Genomic DNA, 15,903 nt, shown 5'->3' with positions numbered 1-15,903 from the left:
GAAGCGGTACAAGACGCGGTACAAGACTCGGTCCAGCGGGTGGAGCGCGGCGAGGCGTTCCTCGACGTACGCGACCTCAAGGTGCACTTCCCGACCGACGACGGTCTGGTCAAGTCGGTGGACGGGATCTCGTTCAAGCTGGAGCGGGGCAGGACCCTCGGCATCGTGGGGGAGTCCGGCTCCGGCAAGAGCGTGACGAGCCTGTCGATCATGGGCCTGCACCCGCCGGGTGTGGCCAGGATCAGCGGTCAGATCTTCCTGGACGGACAGGACCTGGTCTCGGCCAGCCGCGAAGAGGTCCGGTTGCTGCGCGGCAAGCGGATGGCGATGATCTTCCAGGACCCGCTGTCGGCGATGCACCCCTTCTACACGGTCGGCCACCAGATCGTCGAGGCGTACCGGGTGCACAACCAGGTCAGCAAGCAGGTCGCGCGGAAGCACGCGATCGAGATGCTCGACCGGGTCGGCATCCCGCAGCCCGACCGGCGCGTCGACGCGTACCCGCACCAGTTCTCCGGCGGTATGCGGCAGCGCGCGATGATCGCGATGGCGCTGTCGTGTGACCCGGACCTGCTGATCGCCGACGAGCCGACCACGGCCCTCGACGTCACCGTGCAGGCGCAGATCCTGGACCTGATCCGGGACCTGCAGCGCGAGTTCAACTCGGCCGTCATCATCATCACCCACGACCTCGGCGTGGTCGCGGAGCTGGCCGACGACATCCAGGTGATGTACGCCGGTCGCGCGGCCGAGTACGGCACGGCCGAGGAGATCTTCGACGAGCCGCAGCACCCGTACACCTGGGGTCTGCTCGGCTCGATGCCGCGGATCGACCGGGAGCGCAGCGAGCGGCTGATCCCGATCAAGGGCACGCCGCCGAGCCTGATCAACGTCCCGACGGGCTGTGCGTTCAACCCGCGCTGCAACTACGCGCACCTGAACGGCGGCGCAAGCGAGACCGACCGGCCGGAGCTGCTCGACACCGGCAACGGCCACATGGTCGCCTGCCACCTCTCCCCGCAGAACCGCCAGCAGGCGTGGGAGACCGACATCAAGCCGAAGCTGTGAACGGGACGACTGTGACCACTACTGACGCCGAATCCACTCCAGCCGTACCGAAGATCGGCGAGGAGATCCTCTCGGTCACCAGCCTCGTCAAGCACTTCCCGATCCGCAAGGGCGTCCTGCAGCGCCAGGTCGGGGCGGTCCAGGCGGTCGACGGTCTGACCTTCAGCGTTACCCGCGGCGAGACGTTGTCGCTGGTGGGCGAGTCCGGCTGTGGCAAGACCACCACCGGCCGGCTGCTGACCCGGCTGCTCGAGCCGACGTCCGGCGAGATCATCTTCGAGGGCCGCGACATCAGCCACCTGCGCGAGGGGCAGATGCGTCCGCTGCGCCGCGACGTACAGATGATCTTCCAGGACCCGTACGGTTCGCTGAACCCGCGGCACACGGTCGGCAAGATCGTCGGCGCGCCGTTCAAGCTGCAGAACGTGAAGACCGAGCACGGCGTGAAGAAGGCCGTGCAGGAGCTGCTCGAGCTGGTCGGTCTGAGCCCGGAGCACTACAACCGGTACCCGCACGAGTTCTCCGGCGGTCAGCGCCAGCGCATCGGCATCGCCCGGACGCTCGCGCTGCGGCCGAAGCTGATCGTCGCGGACGAGCCGGTGTCGGCGCTGGACGTGTCGATCCAGGCCCAGGTGGTGAACCTGCTCGAGGACCTGCAGGAAGAGTTCGATCTGACGTACGTGATGATCGCGCACGACCTGTCCGTCGTACGGCATGTGTCGGACCGGGTCGCGGTCATGTACCTCGGCAAGATCGTCGAGCTCGCCGACCGGGTCGACCTGTACGAGAAGCCGATGCACCCGTACACGGTCGCGCTGCTCTCGGCGGTCCCGGTGCCGGACACCAAGCGGAAGGCCAAGCAGGAGCGGATCCGGCTGCAGGGCGACGTCCCTTCGCCGATCAATCCGCCGCCGGCCTGCCGGTTCCACACCCGCTGCTGGAAGGCCCAGGACATCTGCAAGTCCGTCGAGCCGCCGCTGGTCGAGCTGGCCCCCGGCCACCAGACCGCGTGCCACTTCCCGGAGAACCAGCCCACGGACAAGCCTGCCGCGCAGGTCGATCAGTAGACGTCGTAGATCGACGCACCGGTCGGCATCGCGAACGGCAGAATCCGCGGTGCCGTCGTGCTGAAGGTGTACGTCGAGAACTCCGGCGCCACGACTGTGTGCGCGCCGGTCTCGGCGTTGATCGTGAGCAGGTCCACGACATCCGAGCGCACTCCGGCGGCCGTGAAGGTCGTGTTGTCGAGCCACTGACCGAACAGGAACTTCGCATACGTGCCGGGCAACCGGCCGACGGTCCGGGTGGTCACACCGAACAGTTGGAGGTCGGACCAGACGGGCTGATCGCCCATGCGGGCGTCGGCGGGCTGGGTCACGAGGTAACGGGCGTCGGGTGACAGGAACGCCTGCTGCCCGGTGAAGGTGGTCCTGGTTCCACTGGTGAGGGTCGGGCCGACCCTCAGTGTGTGGCCCATGATCGGTTGCACGAGCGGTTGCTGGTAGACGAGTTGGCCCGCAGTCACGGTCCGGACCGCGTTCGGGGCTACGTTGGCGATCAGGTCGCCTCTGTTGGTCCCGAGGTTCCAGCGGTAGAGGCCTTTGAGCGTGCCGAAGTACGCGGTGTTGCCGTCGAGCGCGACGATCGTCGGACTGAACGCGAGGCTGACGTTGGGCGGGATCGCGTTGCCGATCGGGGTCCGGACGAGCTCGCGCTGCTCGGCGACGTCGTACACCACCGATTCGGCGTGGTCGTTGAAACCTTCGACCCAGGCGACCAGGTTGCCGCGGTGGTCCGCCGTCAGGCTCCACGCGCCTTTGCCGGTCGCGCGGTCGGCGACGTGGATGTTGTTGCCTTCATCAAGGAAGACGAAGCCGGCGTCGGTCTGTACGAAGGCGTTGATCCGGGTGGACTGCGTCGTGATCACGTCGGCGCCGTAATGAATCTTGTTGCCGACCGCAAATGTTGCCGCCCGGCGCTCGACGTAGGGAGCCGGCCGGACCGGTTGGGGGCGCCGGGAGCGGATCAGGGTTGCGCCGCCGACGGCAACCGCCGCGGTGGCGACGGCGCCGCCGAGGACGGTCAGGGCGCGGCGGCGGGAGATCTGACGATTGCCTGCCGCAACAATGCCGTCCAGGTCCAGCGGCGGTGGTTCGAGGTTGTCGGCGCGCTCGGTGAGGGTGTCCCGGAGTAGGTTCGTCATTCCGTCATTCCTGCCTTCAACACCACGTCGGACCGGAGCTTCTTGAGTGCGTCGGAGACCTGGCTCTTGACGGTCCCGACGCTGCAGCCGAGCACCTCGGCGGTCTGGGTCTCGGTGAGGTCCTCGTAGTACCGCAGTACCAACGCCGCTCGTTGTCGCGGTGGGAGCTTCTGTATTTCGTGCCACAGCCAGACGCGGGCGGTCACGTCATCGGGGTCGGTCGGCCGGTCAGGTACGTCGTCGTTGGGGAGCTCAGCCCGCCAGGACTTACGGCGCCACCAGCCGATCGCGGTCGTGGTGATGACGCGGCGGGTGTAGGCCTCGGCGTTGTTCGGGTCGCGGAGGCGGTGCCAGCCGACGTACGTCTTGACCAGGGCCTCCTGGACGAGATCCTCGGCCAGGCCGCGGTCTCCGGCCAGCAGGTAGGCGTACCGATAGAGCGCGCCGTGCCGGCTGGTCGCGAAGTCGGCGAAGCTCATCTGGTTCCCCTCGGGTCGATCTACCCTCCCTGACGTGGGGACGCCGTCAAAGGGTTGGGTGTTGCGGCGAGAAGGGTTCGGGCGATCAGGGTGTGACCGGCCGCGTTCGGGTGGTCCCCGTCGGAGGCGAGCAGGCTGGTGATGTCGGTGCTGTCCTCGAACGGGGTGTAGATGTCGACGTACGTCGCGTCGTCCGCCTGGGCCGCGGCGGCGATCGCGGCGTTGGTGCGGACGGTGAGCTGGTCGCTGGCGATCCGGCCGCTCGGGGTGTACTGGCGTTTGGCGACGTCGCCGTCCTTGAAGACGTTCCAGTACCCGGTCATCAGGATCGTGGTCGGCAGGTTGGCGCGCAGGACGTGGATCCGGTCGAGGATCTTGCCGAGGTTGACCTGGAGCTGCTCGAACTCGTCCGACACGCAGTCGCCGGTGCACTGGCCGCTGGTGACGTCGTCGTGGTGGTCGCCGAAGTCGTTCGCCCCGATGGTGATCAGTACGACGTTCGCCGCGGCGGTGGCCTGCTCGGCGGGGGAGTTGCGCTGGTTGAGCAGTTGCAGCAGACCGTTCGAGTCGAGGCCGGCGACGCCGAGGTTGTTGACGAGCACGGGTACGTCGGAGCGGTCGTGGAGCAGGTCGCCGTACATCTGGGGGAACGCTGCGCAGTTGCAGTTGTGGCCGGACGTGACCGAGTCGCCGAGGGCGACGACCCGGACCTGACCGGCAGCCTGCGGCTGCGGCCGGAGGACCTCGCTGATCGTGTCGGCGCTGCTGATCGCGGTGACGATCAGGAGAACGACCAGACCGATCGCGAGTCGTCGGAGTGTCTGGATCACGCCGGTTTCGTGTGCCTCGTTTCGTGACGCGGGCCCGCCGGGAGCGCGAGTTGGTTCGCGAGCCAAGGATAGGCCGTCGCGAACGCCGGAGCGGCGAACTGCCACACGTGCGTGCCGGGCGAGATCTCGACCCGGGACCAGATGCCGACCTTCGCCGCGGCGGTGGACAGCTCTTCCGACTCGTGCTGGTGCCGCAGCTCCTCGGTGCTGGTGAGGAAGAGACCGTTGACGTTCGTGTACTTGCCATGGGCACGCATCACGAGCAGCGCCTCGTTGGCCTTCTCGAGCGCCACGTTGCCGCCGTACAGGTCGTGCAGGCTGGCGGCCGGCGTGCTGGTGTACGGCGCGAGGTCGCCGGAGATGTCGATGAAGTGGTCGAAGACGTCCGGGTGCTCGACGACGAGGTCGAGGGAACAGGTGCCGCCCATCGAGAACCCGGCGACGGCCCACTGCCGCGGGTCGTGCGAGGCGCCGAACATCTTCTCGATGAAATGCGGGATGTCCTGGTCGAGGTGGTCGGCGGAGTTGCCCCGCGGCCCGTTCACACACTCGGTGTCGTTGTCGAACCGCGAGGTCGCGTCCGCGAAGACCAGGATCGGGGCGTATCCGTGATGCCGGTGCGCGTACGCGTCGGACACCTGCACGGCGTTCCCGAGCCGCACCCAGTCACCCGGCCCACCCCGCTCCCCGCCGATCAACTCGACGACAGGCAACGCCGGCCGCCGCTCCCCGCGGAACCAGATCGGCGGCAGGTAAACCAGCTCCTGCCGATGCTTGAAATGGCTGTACGTCGCCGGGATGTTCACCGCGACCAACCGCCCCACCGGCGGCAGCTTCGTCGTACCCGCCGTGTGGGCGAGACCCGACATCGACACCTGCCCCGGCAATGGTGTGTCGGTCCAGTCGTTCACCGCCGAGTCGATCGTCGGGTAATACCCGACGAACCGGTTGATCTGGTTCGCACACACCAACCCCGCGAGCGCCACCGCAACCACCGCCGTACCCCGCCGCCACCACCCCGCAGTCCGCCACCCGACCGCGAGCACGATCACCCCTGCCAGCCCCACCCCGAACCACAACCACACCGAGAACGGCAACGGATCCGTCACCCCCGCCAACTTGGCCCCCGGGTACGCCGCCACCAGCGTCAGCAACCCCGCCCCAACCCCCACCAACGGCACCACCCGCCCCCGCCACCGCCGATCCCGCCACCCCACAGCCGCCACCAACACCCCCGCCGCAACCACCTCAAGCCCCGCCGGAAACCATCCCCCAAGCAGCGAAACGCTCATCCAACCCCTCCAGAAACCGAGTTGATCCACAGGCGAGACGCCGAACAACAGCACCCGGTTGGCATGTTCCGTTGAGTGATCAGGAGATTACCGTGTGTCGCAGCTCATAAGCCGGGGATCGTCGTTCGACAATGTCGAACGGCGGGCGTTGTCACGTCTGGTTATCGCTCCTAGATTCCAGCCAGCCGTGGTCGTCACGGCGGGGAAGGGAGGTTCGGTATGGCTACGACCGAAGCGGTCAAAGCGAAAACCCTTCTGGGGGAGTGTTCCGCGGAATTCGCGGGCACGTTCATCCTGATCCTGTTCGGCGTCGGGGTGGTGGCGCAGGTGGTGGCCGGCGGGATCGGTGACCACGACTCGATCGCCTGGGCCTGGGGTATCGGCGTGACACTGGGCATCTACGTTGCGGGCCGGATGACCGGCGCGCATCTGAACCCGGCGGTGACGGTCGCCCTCGCGGCGTTCCGCGGCTTCAGCTGGCGGAAGGTACTGCCGTACGCGCTGTCGCAGTTCCTCGGGGCGTTCGTGGCGGCTCTGGTGGTCCGCTGGAACTACACCGAGGCACTGCACAAGGTCGACCCCGGTCTGACCATCAAGACCCAGGGCGTGTTCTCCACGCTCCCCGGCAACGGCAGCCTGGACCTCGGCGTCCACATGTGGGGCGGCTTCCGCGACCAGATCATCGGTACGGCGATCCTGATGATGGTGATCCTGGCCATCACCGACCTGCGCAACACCGCCCCGGCGGCCAACCTGGCGCCGTTCATCGTCGGCCTGCTGGTGGTCGGTATCGGCATGGCCTGGGGCACCAACGCGGGGTACGCGATCAACCCCGCCCGTGACTTCGGGCCGCGGGTAGCGTCGTTGATCACGGGGTACGGCGGAGCGTTGAAGGATCAGTTCGGGGACCTGTATTTCTGGGTGCCGATCGTGGCCCCGATCCTCGGCGCGCTGCTCGGTGCGTTCCTGTACGACCTGCTGGTCGGACGGAACCTGCCGATCGCGGACGAGGACGAGGAACCGGGCCGCATCCCGGAGGAGAACACGAGCGCATGACACCACCCCTGTGTGAGGAGAGGACTTTCCATGGCTGACTTCGTCGGTGCCGTCGACCAGGGCACCACGAGCACCCGATTCATGATCTTCGACCACTCCGGCAACGCGGTGGGTATCCACCAGCTGGAGCACGAGCAGATCCTGCCGCAGGCGGGGTGGGTGGAGCACAACCCGCTGGAGATCTGGGAGCGGACCAGCTCGGTGATCCGGACCGCGCTCAACGCCAACAACCTGCACGCGAGCGACCTGGCCGCGCTCGGCATCACCAACCAGCGCGAGACCGCGGTGGTGTGGAACCGCAAGACCGGTCGTCCGTACTACAACGCGATCGTCTGGCAGGACACCCGGACCGACCGGATCGCCTCCGCGCTGGAGCGCGAGGGCAAGGGTGACGTGATCCGGCAGAAGGCCGGTCTGCCGCCGGCGACGTACTTCTCGGCCGGCAAGGTGCAGTGGATCCTGGAGAACGTCGACGGTGTCCGCGAGGCCGCCGAGGCCGGTGACGCCGTGTTCGGCAACACCGACACCTACCTGCTGTGGAACCTCACCGGCGGCACCGAGGGCGGCGTCCACATCACCGATGTGACGAACGCCAGCCGGACGATGCTGATGAACCTCGAGACGCTCGACTGGGACGACGAGCTGATCAGCTTCTTCAACATCCCGCGGCAGATGCTGCCGGAGATCCGTCCGTCGTCGGACCCGAACATGTACGGCGAGACGCTCGCGAACGGCCCGGTGGGCGGCGTCGTGGCGCTGACCGGTGACCTCGGCGACCAGCAGGCGGCGACCGTCGGTCAGGTCTGCTTCAACCCGGGCGAGGCGAAGAACACCTACGGCACCGGTAACTTCATGCTGCTGAACACCGGCACCGAGCTGGTCCGGTCGAAGGCCGGCCTGCTGAGCACGATGTGCTACAAGTTCGGCGACGAGGCGCCGGTCTACGCGCTGGAGGGTTCCATCGCCGTCACCGGGTCGGCCGTGCAGTGGCTGCGCGACCAGCTCGGCATCATCTCCGGCGCCAGTGAGATCGAGACGCTGGCCCGGACCGTCGAGGACAACGGCGGCGTGTACTTCGTGCCCGCGTTCTCGGGCCTGTTCGCGCCGTACTGGCGGTCCGACGCACGCGGGGCGATCGTCGGGCTGTCGCGGTTCAACACCAACGCTCACCTGGCGCGCGCAACACTGGAAGCGATCTGCTACCAGAGCAAGGACGTCACCGACGCGATGGAGAAGGACTCGGGCGTGACGCTCGACGTACTGAAGGTCGACGGCGGTGTGACGGCCAACGAGCTGGCCATGCAGATGCAGGCCGACATCCTCGGCGTACCGGTGAGCAAGCCGGTCGTCGCGGAGACCACGGCGCTCGGTGCGGCGTACGCGGCCGGTCTCGCGGTCGGGTTCTGGAAGACCAAGGAAGAGCTCGTCCAGAACTGGAACGAGGACAAGCGGTGGACGCCGCAGTGGGACGACGACCAGCGTGCCAAGGGGTACGCGGGCTGGCAGAAGGCGGTCCAGCGGACCCTCGACTGGGTCGACGTCGACTGATCGAGCACGAGTAACTGCAATCGGAAGGAACAGCACAGTGGGCGTAGTGGCTCTGTCACCGCAAGCGAGGGCCGACGCGATCGACGCGATGGCCGACGGACGCGAACTGGACGTCCTGGTGATCGGTGGCGGGGTGGTCGGCACCGGGTCGGCGCTCGACGCCGCGACCCGGGGTCTGACCACCGGACTGCTGGAGGCCCGCGACTTCGCGAGCGGCACCTCCAGCCGGTCCAGCAAGCTGATCCACGGTGGCCTGCGCTACCTGGAGATGCTCGACTTCCGACTGGTGCACGAGGCGTTGCAGGAGCGCGGTCTGCTCCTGCAACGCCTGGCACCGCACCTGGTCAAGCCGGTGCCGTTCCTGTACCCGCTCCAGCACCGCTGGTGGGAGCGGTTCTACGCCGGCTCCGGCGTCGCGCTGTACGACGGTATGGCGGTCAGCTCGGGGTACGGCGCCGGCCTGCCGATCCACCGGCACCTGACCCGCCGCGGCGCGATGCGGCTGGTCCCGTCGCTGAAGAAGTCAGCGTTGATCGGCGCGTTGCAGTACTACGACGCCCAGGTCGACGACGCCCGTCACACGATGGAGCTCGCGCGCACGGCAGCGTCGTACGGCGCGCACGTCGCGAACCGGGTGAAGGTGACCGGTTTCCTGCGCCAGGGCGAGCGAGTCACCGGCGTGCAGGCGAAGGACCTGGAGAGCGGGCGCGAGTTCGAGGTCCGGGCGAAGCAGGTCGTGAATGCGACCGGCGTCTGGACCGATGACACGCAGGCGATGGTGGGGGAGCGCGGGCAGTACCACGTCCGCGCGTCGAAGGGGATCCACCTCGTCGTACCGAAGGACCGGATCCAGTCCAGCACCGGGATGATCCTGCGGACCGAGAAGTCCGTGCTGTTCATCATCCCGTGGGGCCGGCACTGGCTGATCGGGACGACGGACACGGACTGGCATCTCGACAAGGCGCATCCGGCCGCGACGAGCAAGGACATCGAGTACCTGCTCGACCACGTGAACGCCGTACTCACGACGCCGCTGACCCGTGAGGACGTCGAGGGCGTGTACGCCGGGCTGCGGCCGCTGCTCGCCGGTGAGTCGGAGAGTACGTCGAAGCTGTCCCGTGAACACGTGGTCGCGCACGCCGCGCCCGGCCTGGTGGTTGTTGCCGGGGGCAAGTACACGACGTACCGGGTGATGGCCAAGGACGCGATCGACGCGGCCGCGGCCGCGCTCGACGGACGGGTGCCGAAGAGCGTCACCAAGAACATCCCGCTGGTCGGCGCCGACGGGTACCACGCGCTGTGGAACCAGCGGCACCTGATCGCGCAGCGCTCCGGTCTGCACGTGGCCCGGATCGAGCACCTGCTGAACCGGTACGGCGCGCTGGTCGACGAGGTACTCAAGCTGGTCGAGGAGGACCCGTCGCTGGGCGAGCAGTTGCCCGGCACGCAGGACTATCTGAAGGCCGAGATCGTGTACGGCGCGAAGGCCGAGGGTGCTCGTCACCTCGACGACATCCTGGCCCGGCGGACCCGGATCTCGATCGAGGCCTGGGACCGTGGAGTCGGCGCCGCCGAGGCAGCGGCCCGGCTGGTCGCCCCGATCCTCGGCTGGGACGAGGCGACGATCGAGCGCGAGGTCTCGTTCTACACCAAGCGCGTCCAGTCCGAACGCGACTCCCAGGACCAGCCCGACGACGAGTCCGCCGACAAGGTCCGCCTCGAGGCTCCCGACATCGTCTCGCCGGCCTGACGGACCGCCCCGGGGACTAGAGCTCCTGGTCCTCGGGGCGGATCCAGTTGAAGGTGCGCTGGACAGCGGCCTGCCAGTTCGCGTACTCCGTCTTGCGGCGGGCCGGATCCATGTGCGGCATCCACTGGCCGGCGCGGTGCCAGTTGCTGCGGAGTCCTTCCAGGTCCGGCCAGTACCCGACGGCCAGCCCCGCGGCGTACGCGGCGCCGAGTGAAACCGTCTCGGTCACCATCGGGCGTACGACGCGAACGTCGAGCAGATCGGCGAGGAACTGCATCAGCAGGTTGTTCGCGGTCATCCCGCCGTCGACCTTGAGCGCGGTCAGCGCGATACCGGAGTCGGCGTTCATCGCGTCGACGACCTCGAGCGTCTGGAAACCGGTCGCTTCGAGGACCGCCCGCGCAAGATGCCCCTTCGTGATGTAGCCGGTCAACCCGGCGATCACCCCGCGCGCCTCACTCCGCCAATGCGGTGCGAACAGGCCGGAGAACGCCGGCACGATGTACGCGCCGCCGTTGTCCTCAACGGTCCGCGCCAGCGTCTCGATCTCGGCCGCAGTGTGGATCATCCCGAGCCCGTCCCGGAACCACTGCACCAGCGACCCGGTCACCGCCATCGAGCCTTCCAGCGCGTACGACGCCGGGTGGTCACCGATCTGGTACGCGACCGTGGTCAGCATCCCGTGCTTCGACCGGACGATCTCCTGCCCGGTGTGCAGCAACAGGAACGATCCCGTGCCGTACGTGCACTTCGCCTCACCGGCGCTGAAGCAGGTCTGCCCGAACAGTGCAGCCTGCTGATCACCGAGCGCCGCGCCGATCCGGACTCCGGGCAGTACTTCGGTCGCCGTCGCGAACACCCCGGACGACGGCCGGATCTCCGGCAGGATCGCGCGCGGTACGTCGAACGCCTCGAGCAGCCGGTCGTCCCATTCGAGCGTCTCGATGTTCATCAGCATCGTGCGGCTCGCGTTGGTCACATCGGTGGCGTGCAGTCCGCCGTTCGCGCCGCCGGTGAAGTTCCAGATCAGCCAGCTCTCCATCGTCCCGAAGCGGATCTCGCCGCGCTCGGCGCGCTGCCGCAGCCCGGGCGTGTGGTCGAGCATCCACTTGATCCGTGGCGCCGAGAAGTACGTCGTCAACGGGAGACCGCACAGCTCCGCGAAGCGGTCCGCGCCTTCGGTGCCGGAGAGCTCGGTGACGAGCCGGTCCGTCCGGGTGTCCTGCCAGGTCACCGCGTGGCCGATCGGCTGGCCGGTCAGCCGGTCCCACAGCAGGCTGGTCTCGCGCTGGTTCGCGATGCCGATGGCAACGACCTGGGACGGCGAGGCGCCGATCTGCTTGATCGCTGCGGGCACCACGCGGGTGACGTTGTTCCAGATCTCGCCGGCGTCGTGCTCGACCCAACCCGGCCGGGGGAAGAGCTGATGGTGCTCACGCTGCGCCACCGACACCAACCGCCCGCGCCGATCGAACAGGATGCACCGGGTCGAGTTCGTCCCCTGATCCACCGCAGCCACATACTGCTCAGCCATCAATCCACCCCCCGATCATGCTCATGCTTCCGCCCGTAGGTCGCGGGCGATGGCCTCCGCGGTGGCGCGGACCATCGTGACCAGGTCGGCGCGGTGCCGCAGACGGCTGTCGCAGATGCGTTCCACCCGGCCGGCCAGGCCGACCGCGCCGACGACCAGGCCGCCGAGTCCGCGGATCGGCGCGGCGATACTCGCGAGCTCGACGGTGTATTCCTCGAACTCGCTGGCCCAGCCCCGCGCGCGGACTGCCGCGAGCTCCTCGGCCAGCCGGGCCGGATCGGTGATGGTCCGGGTCGTGAACGCCTCGAGTTTCCGCGGCCGGGAGGCGCCGCTGGCGTCGTACGCGAGAACCGCTTTGCCCAGTGCGGTCGCATGCGGCGGCAGCGTCGTACCGACGTCCAGATCCTGGTCGCTGTCGTCGGGCCGGAAGACATGGTGAACGACGACGACCTTGCCCTCGACCAGGCGGCCGACGCGAACGACCTCGCCGCTGCGGGACGCGAGTGAGTCGGCCCAGTTGATGGCGCGGCTGCGGAGCTCGTTCGGGTCGAGGTAGCTCTCGCCGAGCCGGCCGAACGCGTCGCTGAGGTGGTAATGCGCGCCGCTGTGGTCCTGCTCGACGAAGCCGACCTGGTGCAGAGTGCGGAGGATCCCGTGCACGGTCGTCTTCGCCAGCCCGAGTGCGTTGCCCAGGTCGGCGACCCCGAGCCCGTCAGGCGCGGCGGCGAGGAGTCGCAGCACCGCCGCGGCCCGCTCGATCGACTGCACAGTCCCCGGCACAACGGCAGATTACCTGTGAATCACTGGTATGGCTTCACCTCAGGAGTTCACTGCAGTACTCACTCTGAAGCGATTGCTCGCAACACATTCAGACGTGCAGCACGGCGTGACGGCCAAACAGCAGCGAGTACGCCGAACAGCATCGCCGCCGCCACCGCTGCCACCAGCTGCAGCACCGGGATATCGCGGACATTGAGCCCGTTGTCGACCATCGCGGACTGGATCGCGGCCGCGACGCCGACACCGAGCGCCAGTCCCAGCAGCGATCCGAACATCGTGATCGCGATCGATTCGACCCGCAGCATCCGGCTCAGCTGCGGCGCGTCCATCCCGACCGCCCGGAGCAGGCCGATCTCGCGGGTGCGCTCGACCACACCGAGTCCGAGCGTGTTCACAATGCCGAGCAACGCGATCAGGACCGCGAGCACGAGCAGGAACCCGACAGCGGCGAGTACGCCGTTCACCGGCTCGCGCGCGGCGGCGGCGTACGCCTGCTGGTCGCGGACCTGCATCGACGGGTAGTCCGTGGCCAGATTGCCGAGAATATCGGCCCGGACCTGGCCGACTTGGTTGCCGTCAGCAACTTCGACGTACAGGAGGTTGTCGCTGGTCGTGCCGCCGATGGTCTGGTACGTCGGCAGCGAGACGATCACCGCGTTGAGCTGCCGGTTCGGCCCGAGGATCCCGCCGACGGTGAGCTTGTGGGTGCCGGCCGCGGTGGCCAGCTCGAAGGTCTTGCCGACGGTGACGCCGAGCGTTGTCGCGAGGTTCCGGGGGAGGAGGGCCTGGCCGGAGCCGAGCGCGGCCGCGGAGCCGGAGTCGAACGTGGTGGTGATCGGGCCGTCGAGCGTGCCGTCGCTGACCCCGGTCACCTGGACGTTGGTCTTTCCGACCTTGCCGGTCTCCGTCCGGACCCGGTGGACGGACCGGACGCCGGTGACCTTCTCCGTCCGGTCGCCGACCTGGGTGCTGAACGCGGGCGTGCCGTCGGTGGTGATGAGGATCTGCGAGGTGCCGAGTGCGTCGGCGATGTTCTGGTTGATCGAGGCTTTCGCCGAGGCGGCGATCACCATCAGGCCGCAGATCAGCGAGACCGAGATCATCAGCGCCGACGCGGTGGCCGACGTACGGCGGGGGTTCCGCTCGGCGTTACGGCGGCCGAGGGTGACCGGCGCCTTACGGCCGAACGGGTACATCAGCCCGCGGACGACGTACCGGCTGAGGAGCGGACTGAGCATCACGATGCCGATGACGGCGGTGCCGGCCCCGAGAACGATGAGTACGACGCCCGGCAGGCCGCCGGCGTTCAGGCCGATCGCGTACAGCAGGACGGCCATCAGCAGCACGAAGGCGCCGATCAGGATGCGTACGAGCAGCGAGCGTTCCGCGACGGTGACGTCGTCGCGCATCGCGGCGATCGGCGGGAGCTTCCCGGCCCGGCGCGCAGCCGGCGCCGCCGCGGCGACCGTGACGCCGATGCCGATGATGTAGCAGGCGATGATCGTTGTCGGGGTGACCTGGAGCGAGGCGGTCGGGATGCGGAGGTCGAGCGTCTCGTACGTGAATCTGATCGCGACGGCCACGCCGATACCGATCAACAGGCCCAGCGTGGAGCCGAGGAAGCCGATGACGGCGCTCTCGACCACGATCGAGCTGGTGACCTGACCGCGGGACGCGCCGATCGCCCGCAGCATCGCGAGCTCGCGGGACCGTTGCGCGACGACCATCGCGAACGTGTTGACGATCAGGAACGTGCCGACGAACAACGCGAGGCAGGCGAACAGCACGAGCACGGTGCTGAAGCCGCCGAAGGTGGTGTCGAGATCGTGCTGGCCGTCGGCCGAGACCTGCTTCGCGGTCCGGACCTTTACGGAGTCGCCGATGGTCGTGGAGATCGCCTTGCTGACGGTGTCGGCGTCCGAGCCTGGCTTGAGTGCGACGGTGATCGACGTCCAGCCCGCCTTGCCCAGCAGCAGGCGCTGAGCCGTCGCACCGTCGAAGCTGACCAGCGGCGCACCGGCCGCGGCGCCCGCAACAGCTGGAGTGGTCGTCCCGGTGAGGGTCGCGCTGAGAGCCTGGGTGGGCGTGACGATCCTGACCTGGTCACCGATCCCGTAGCCTGCGCGGCTCGCGGTCGACTCGTCGAGCGCCAGCTGGCTGCCACCGAACGGTGGAGTGCCGTCGACCAGCTTGAACGGCGCGGTCGCGGCATCGCGAGGCCAGGCGGCTCCGAAGCTGGTCAGCCCGTAGTTCTCGATCTTCTTGCCGTCCGGGCCGAGGATCTCGACATCGCTGACCATCAGCTGCGGGATCGCGCTCGCCACCCCGGGGACGGCGGCGACGCGGTCCGCGACCTCGGACTGGAACGTCGCGGGGCGGTCCGTGCCGGTCTCGATCGGGGACGACGGCGTGACGGTGATATCCGCCGTACTCACCGCGAAGTTCTTCTTCAGGGCGTGCGAGAGGGTGTCGGTGAAGACCATCGCACCGCCGGCGAACGCGACGCCGAGCGTGACGGCGAGGGTGCACAGGACGAACCGGAGCCGGTGCGCGAGGACCGAGCGGAGGCCGAGCTTGAACATCAGCCCGCCACGTGTTCGGCAGGCAGCGTCGTTTCGAGCTTCTTCATGGTGTCGAGCACGGACTCGGCGGTCGGGTCGAGCAGCTCGGACTGCAGCGTGCCGTCGGCCAGGAAGAGCACACGATCGGCGTACGACGCGGCGGTCGGGTCGTGCGTGACCATGACAACGGTCTGGCCGAAGTCGCGGACGGAGCGATGGAGGAAGTCGAGAACGTCCGCGGAGGAGCGGGAGTCGAGGTTGCCGGTCGGCTCGTCGGCGAACACCACATCCGGGCGGGAGACGAGCGCGCGGGCGCAGGCGACCCGCTGCTGCTGGCCGCCGGACAGCTCGGACGGCTTGTGGCTCAGCCGGTCGGTGAGGCCGATCGCGTCGATGACCGTGGTCAGCCACTCCTGGTCGGGTTTCCGTCCGGCCAGGTCGAGCGGGAGCGTGATGTTCTCGAGCGCGGTCAGGGTCGGCACCAGGTTGAACGCCTGGAAGACGAAGCCGATCCGGTCCCGGCGCAGGTGGGTCAGCTGCTTCTCGGGCAGCGCGGTCAGGTCGACCTCACCGAGGAACACCTTGCCGTCCGACGGCTGGTCCAGCCCGGCGAGACAGTGCAGCAGCGTCGACTTCCCGGAGCCGGACGGCCCCATGATCGCGGTGAACCGGCCCTTCCCGAAGTCCGCACTCACGTCGGCCAGCGCGTCCACCCGCGTCTGGCCCCCGCCGTACACCTTCCACACCCCGACCGCCCGAACGGCAATCTCATTCATCAATCGGGTCGCAGCTTCGTCCGTCG

General features: G+C 68.3%; 13 protein-coding genes. 5 read left to right on the top strand and 8 right to left on the bottom strand.

Annotated features, from left to right (window positions below; all coding sequences use genetic code 11):
* Positions 1-39 precede the first annotated feature (39 nt).
* Together FDA38_RS26700 and FDA38_RS26695 are read left to right on the top strand one after the other, a co-directional pair.
* Positions 40-1,068: an ABC transporter ATP-binding protein gene (locus FDA38_RS26700; RefSeq protein ID WP_202877925.1), complete on the top strand. Its 1,029-nt coding sequence runs from the start codon at positions 40-42 to the stop codon at positions 1,066-1,068.
* Positions 1,069-1,079: 11 nt separating this feature from the next.
* Positions 1,080-2,135, top strand: a complete 1,056-nt coding sequence (locus tag FDA38_RS26695; RefSeq protein WP_137256888.1) for an ABC transporter ATP-binding protein — start codon at positions 1,080-1,082, stop codon at positions 2,133-2,135.
* Here FDA38_RS26695 and FDA38_RS26690 read toward each other — a convergent pair.
* The 4 genes from FDA38_RS26690 to FDA38_RS26675 are packed head-to-tail and all read right to left on the bottom strand — an operon-like array spanning position 2,129 to position 5,752.
* Entirely contained in the window at positions 2,129-3,271 is a 1,143-nt protein-coding gene (locus FDA38_RS26690; RefSeq protein WP_137256887.1) for a hypothetical protein, read from the bottom strand. The genes FDA38_RS26695 and FDA38_RS26690 overlap by 7 nt on opposite strands.
* Positions 3,268-3,750: a SigE family RNA polymerase sigma factor gene (locus FDA38_RS26685; protein ID WP_137256886.1), complete on the bottom strand. Its 483-nt coding sequence runs from the start codon at positions 3,748-3,750 to the stop codon at positions 3,268-3,270. The genes FDA38_RS26690 and FDA38_RS26685 overlap by 4 nt, the downstream gene beginning before the upstream one ends.
* A 20-nt stretch (positions 3,751-3,770) precedes the next feature.
* On the bottom strand, positions 3,771-4,580 hold the full coding sequence (locus tag FDA38_RS42380) for an SGNH/GDSL hydrolase family protein (protein ID WP_170989878.1): 810 nt from the start codon (positions 4,578-4,580) through the stop codon (positions 3,771-3,773).
* Positions 4,577-5,752, bottom strand: coding sequence for an alpha/beta hydrolase (locus FDA38_RS26675; RefSeq protein WP_137256884.1), 1,176 nt, complete (start codon positions 5,750-5,752; stop codon positions 4,577-4,579). Before FDA38_RS26675 ends, FDA38_RS42380 begins: the two co-directional genes overlap by 4 nt.
* Before the next feature lie 339 nt (positions 5,753-6,091).
* On the opposite strand from FDA38_RS26675, the gene FDA38_RS26670 reads away from it, so the two are divergent.
* The 3 genes from FDA38_RS26670 to FDA38_RS26660 are packed head-to-tail and all read left to right on the top strand — an operon-like array spanning position 6,092 to position 10,226.
* Positions 6,092-6,928, top strand: coding sequence for an MIP/aquaporin family protein (locus FDA38_RS26670; protein ID WP_137256883.1), 837 nt, complete (start codon positions 6,092-6,094; stop codon positions 6,926-6,928).
* Between the two features lie 30 nt (positions 6,929-6,958).
* The gene (glpK, locus tag FDA38_RS26665; protein WP_137256882.1) at positions 6,959-8,476 is read left to right on the top strand and encodes a glycerol kinase GlpK; all 1,518 of its coding nucleotides are present in this window, start codon (positions 6,959-6,961) and stop codon (positions 8,474-8,476) included.
* A 37-nt stretch (positions 8,477-8,513) separates the two neighbouring features.
* Positions 8,514-10,226: a glycerol-3-phosphate dehydrogenase/oxidase gene (locus FDA38_RS26660; protein WP_233714955.1), complete on the top strand. Its 1,713-nt coding sequence runs from the start codon at positions 8,514-8,516 to the stop codon at positions 10,224-10,226.
* Between the two features lie 16 nt (positions 10,227-10,242).
* On the opposite strand, the gene glpK (FDA38_RS26655) is transcribed toward FDA38_RS26660, so the two are convergent.
* Genes glpK (FDA38_RS26655) through FDA38_RS26640 form a run of 4 tightly spaced genes read right to left on the bottom strand, consistent with a single transcriptional unit; the run spans position 10,243 to position 15,877 of the window.
* Complete coding sequence (gene glpK / locus FDA38_RS26655; protein WP_137256881.1) at positions 10,243-11,760, bottom strand: glycerol kinase GlpK; 1,518 nt, start codon at positions 11,758-11,760, stop codon at positions 10,243-10,245.
* Between the two features lie 21 nt (positions 11,761-11,781).
* The gene (locus FDA38_RS26650) at positions 11,782-12,540 is read right to left on the bottom strand and encodes an IclR family transcriptional regulator (protein ID WP_137256880.1); all 759 of its coding nucleotides are present in this window, start codon (positions 12,538-12,540) and stop codon (positions 11,782-11,784) included.
* 59 nt (positions 12,541-12,599) lie between these two features.
* Positions 12,600-15,122 (bottom strand): ABC transporter permease, encoded by a 2,523-nt coding sequence (locus FDA38_RS26645; protein WP_137256879.1) that lies wholly within the window; start codon positions 15,120-15,122, stop codon positions 12,600-12,602.
* On the bottom strand, positions 15,122-15,877 hold the full coding sequence (locus tag FDA38_RS26640) for an ABC transporter ATP-binding protein (protein ID WP_137256878.1): 756 nt from the start codon (positions 15,875-15,877) through the stop codon (positions 15,122-15,124). Before FDA38_RS26640 ends, FDA38_RS26645 begins: the two co-directional genes overlap by 1 nt.
* Positions 15,878-15,903 lie beyond the last annotated feature (26 nt).

Source organism: Kribbella jiaozuonensis, from assembly GCF_005233875.1.
Lineage (GTDB): Bacteria > Actinomycetota > Actinomycetes > Propionibacteriales > Kribbellaceae > Kribbella > Kribbella jiaozuonensis.
This window is presented reverse-complemented; position numbering and strand designations above follow the sequence as displayed.

Excerpts from the sequence above, each read along its gene's own strand:
- glpK (WP_137256881.1), bottom strand. The coding sequence starts at position 11,760 with ATGGCTGAGCAGTATGTGGCTGCGGTGGATCAGGGGACGAACTCGACC.
- FDA38_RS26640 (WP_137256878.1), bottom strand. The coding sequence starts at position 15,877 with ATGAATGAGATTGCCGTTCGGGCGGTCGGGGTGTGGAAGGTGTACGGC.
- FDA38_RS26690 (WP_137256887.1), bottom strand. The coding sequence starts at position 3,271 with ATGACGAACCTACTCCGGGACACCCTCACCGAGCGCGCCGACAACCTC.
- FDA38_RS26670 (WP_137256883.1), top strand. The coding sequence starts at position 6,092 with ATGGCTACGACCGAAGCGGTCAAAGCGAAAACCCTTCTGGGGGAGTGT.
- glpK (WP_137256882.1), top strand. The coding sequence starts at position 6,959 with ATGGCTGACTTCGTCGGTGCCGTCGACCAGGGCACCACGAGCACCCGA.
- FDA38_RS26645 (WP_137256879.1), bottom strand. The coding sequence starts at position 15,122 with ATGTTCAAGCTCGGCCTCCGCTCGGTCCTCGCGCACCGGCTCCGGTTC.
- FDA38_RS26685 (WP_137256886.1), bottom strand. The coding sequence starts at position 3,750 with ATGAGCTTCGCCGACTTCGCGACCAGCCGGCACGGCGCGCTCTATCGG.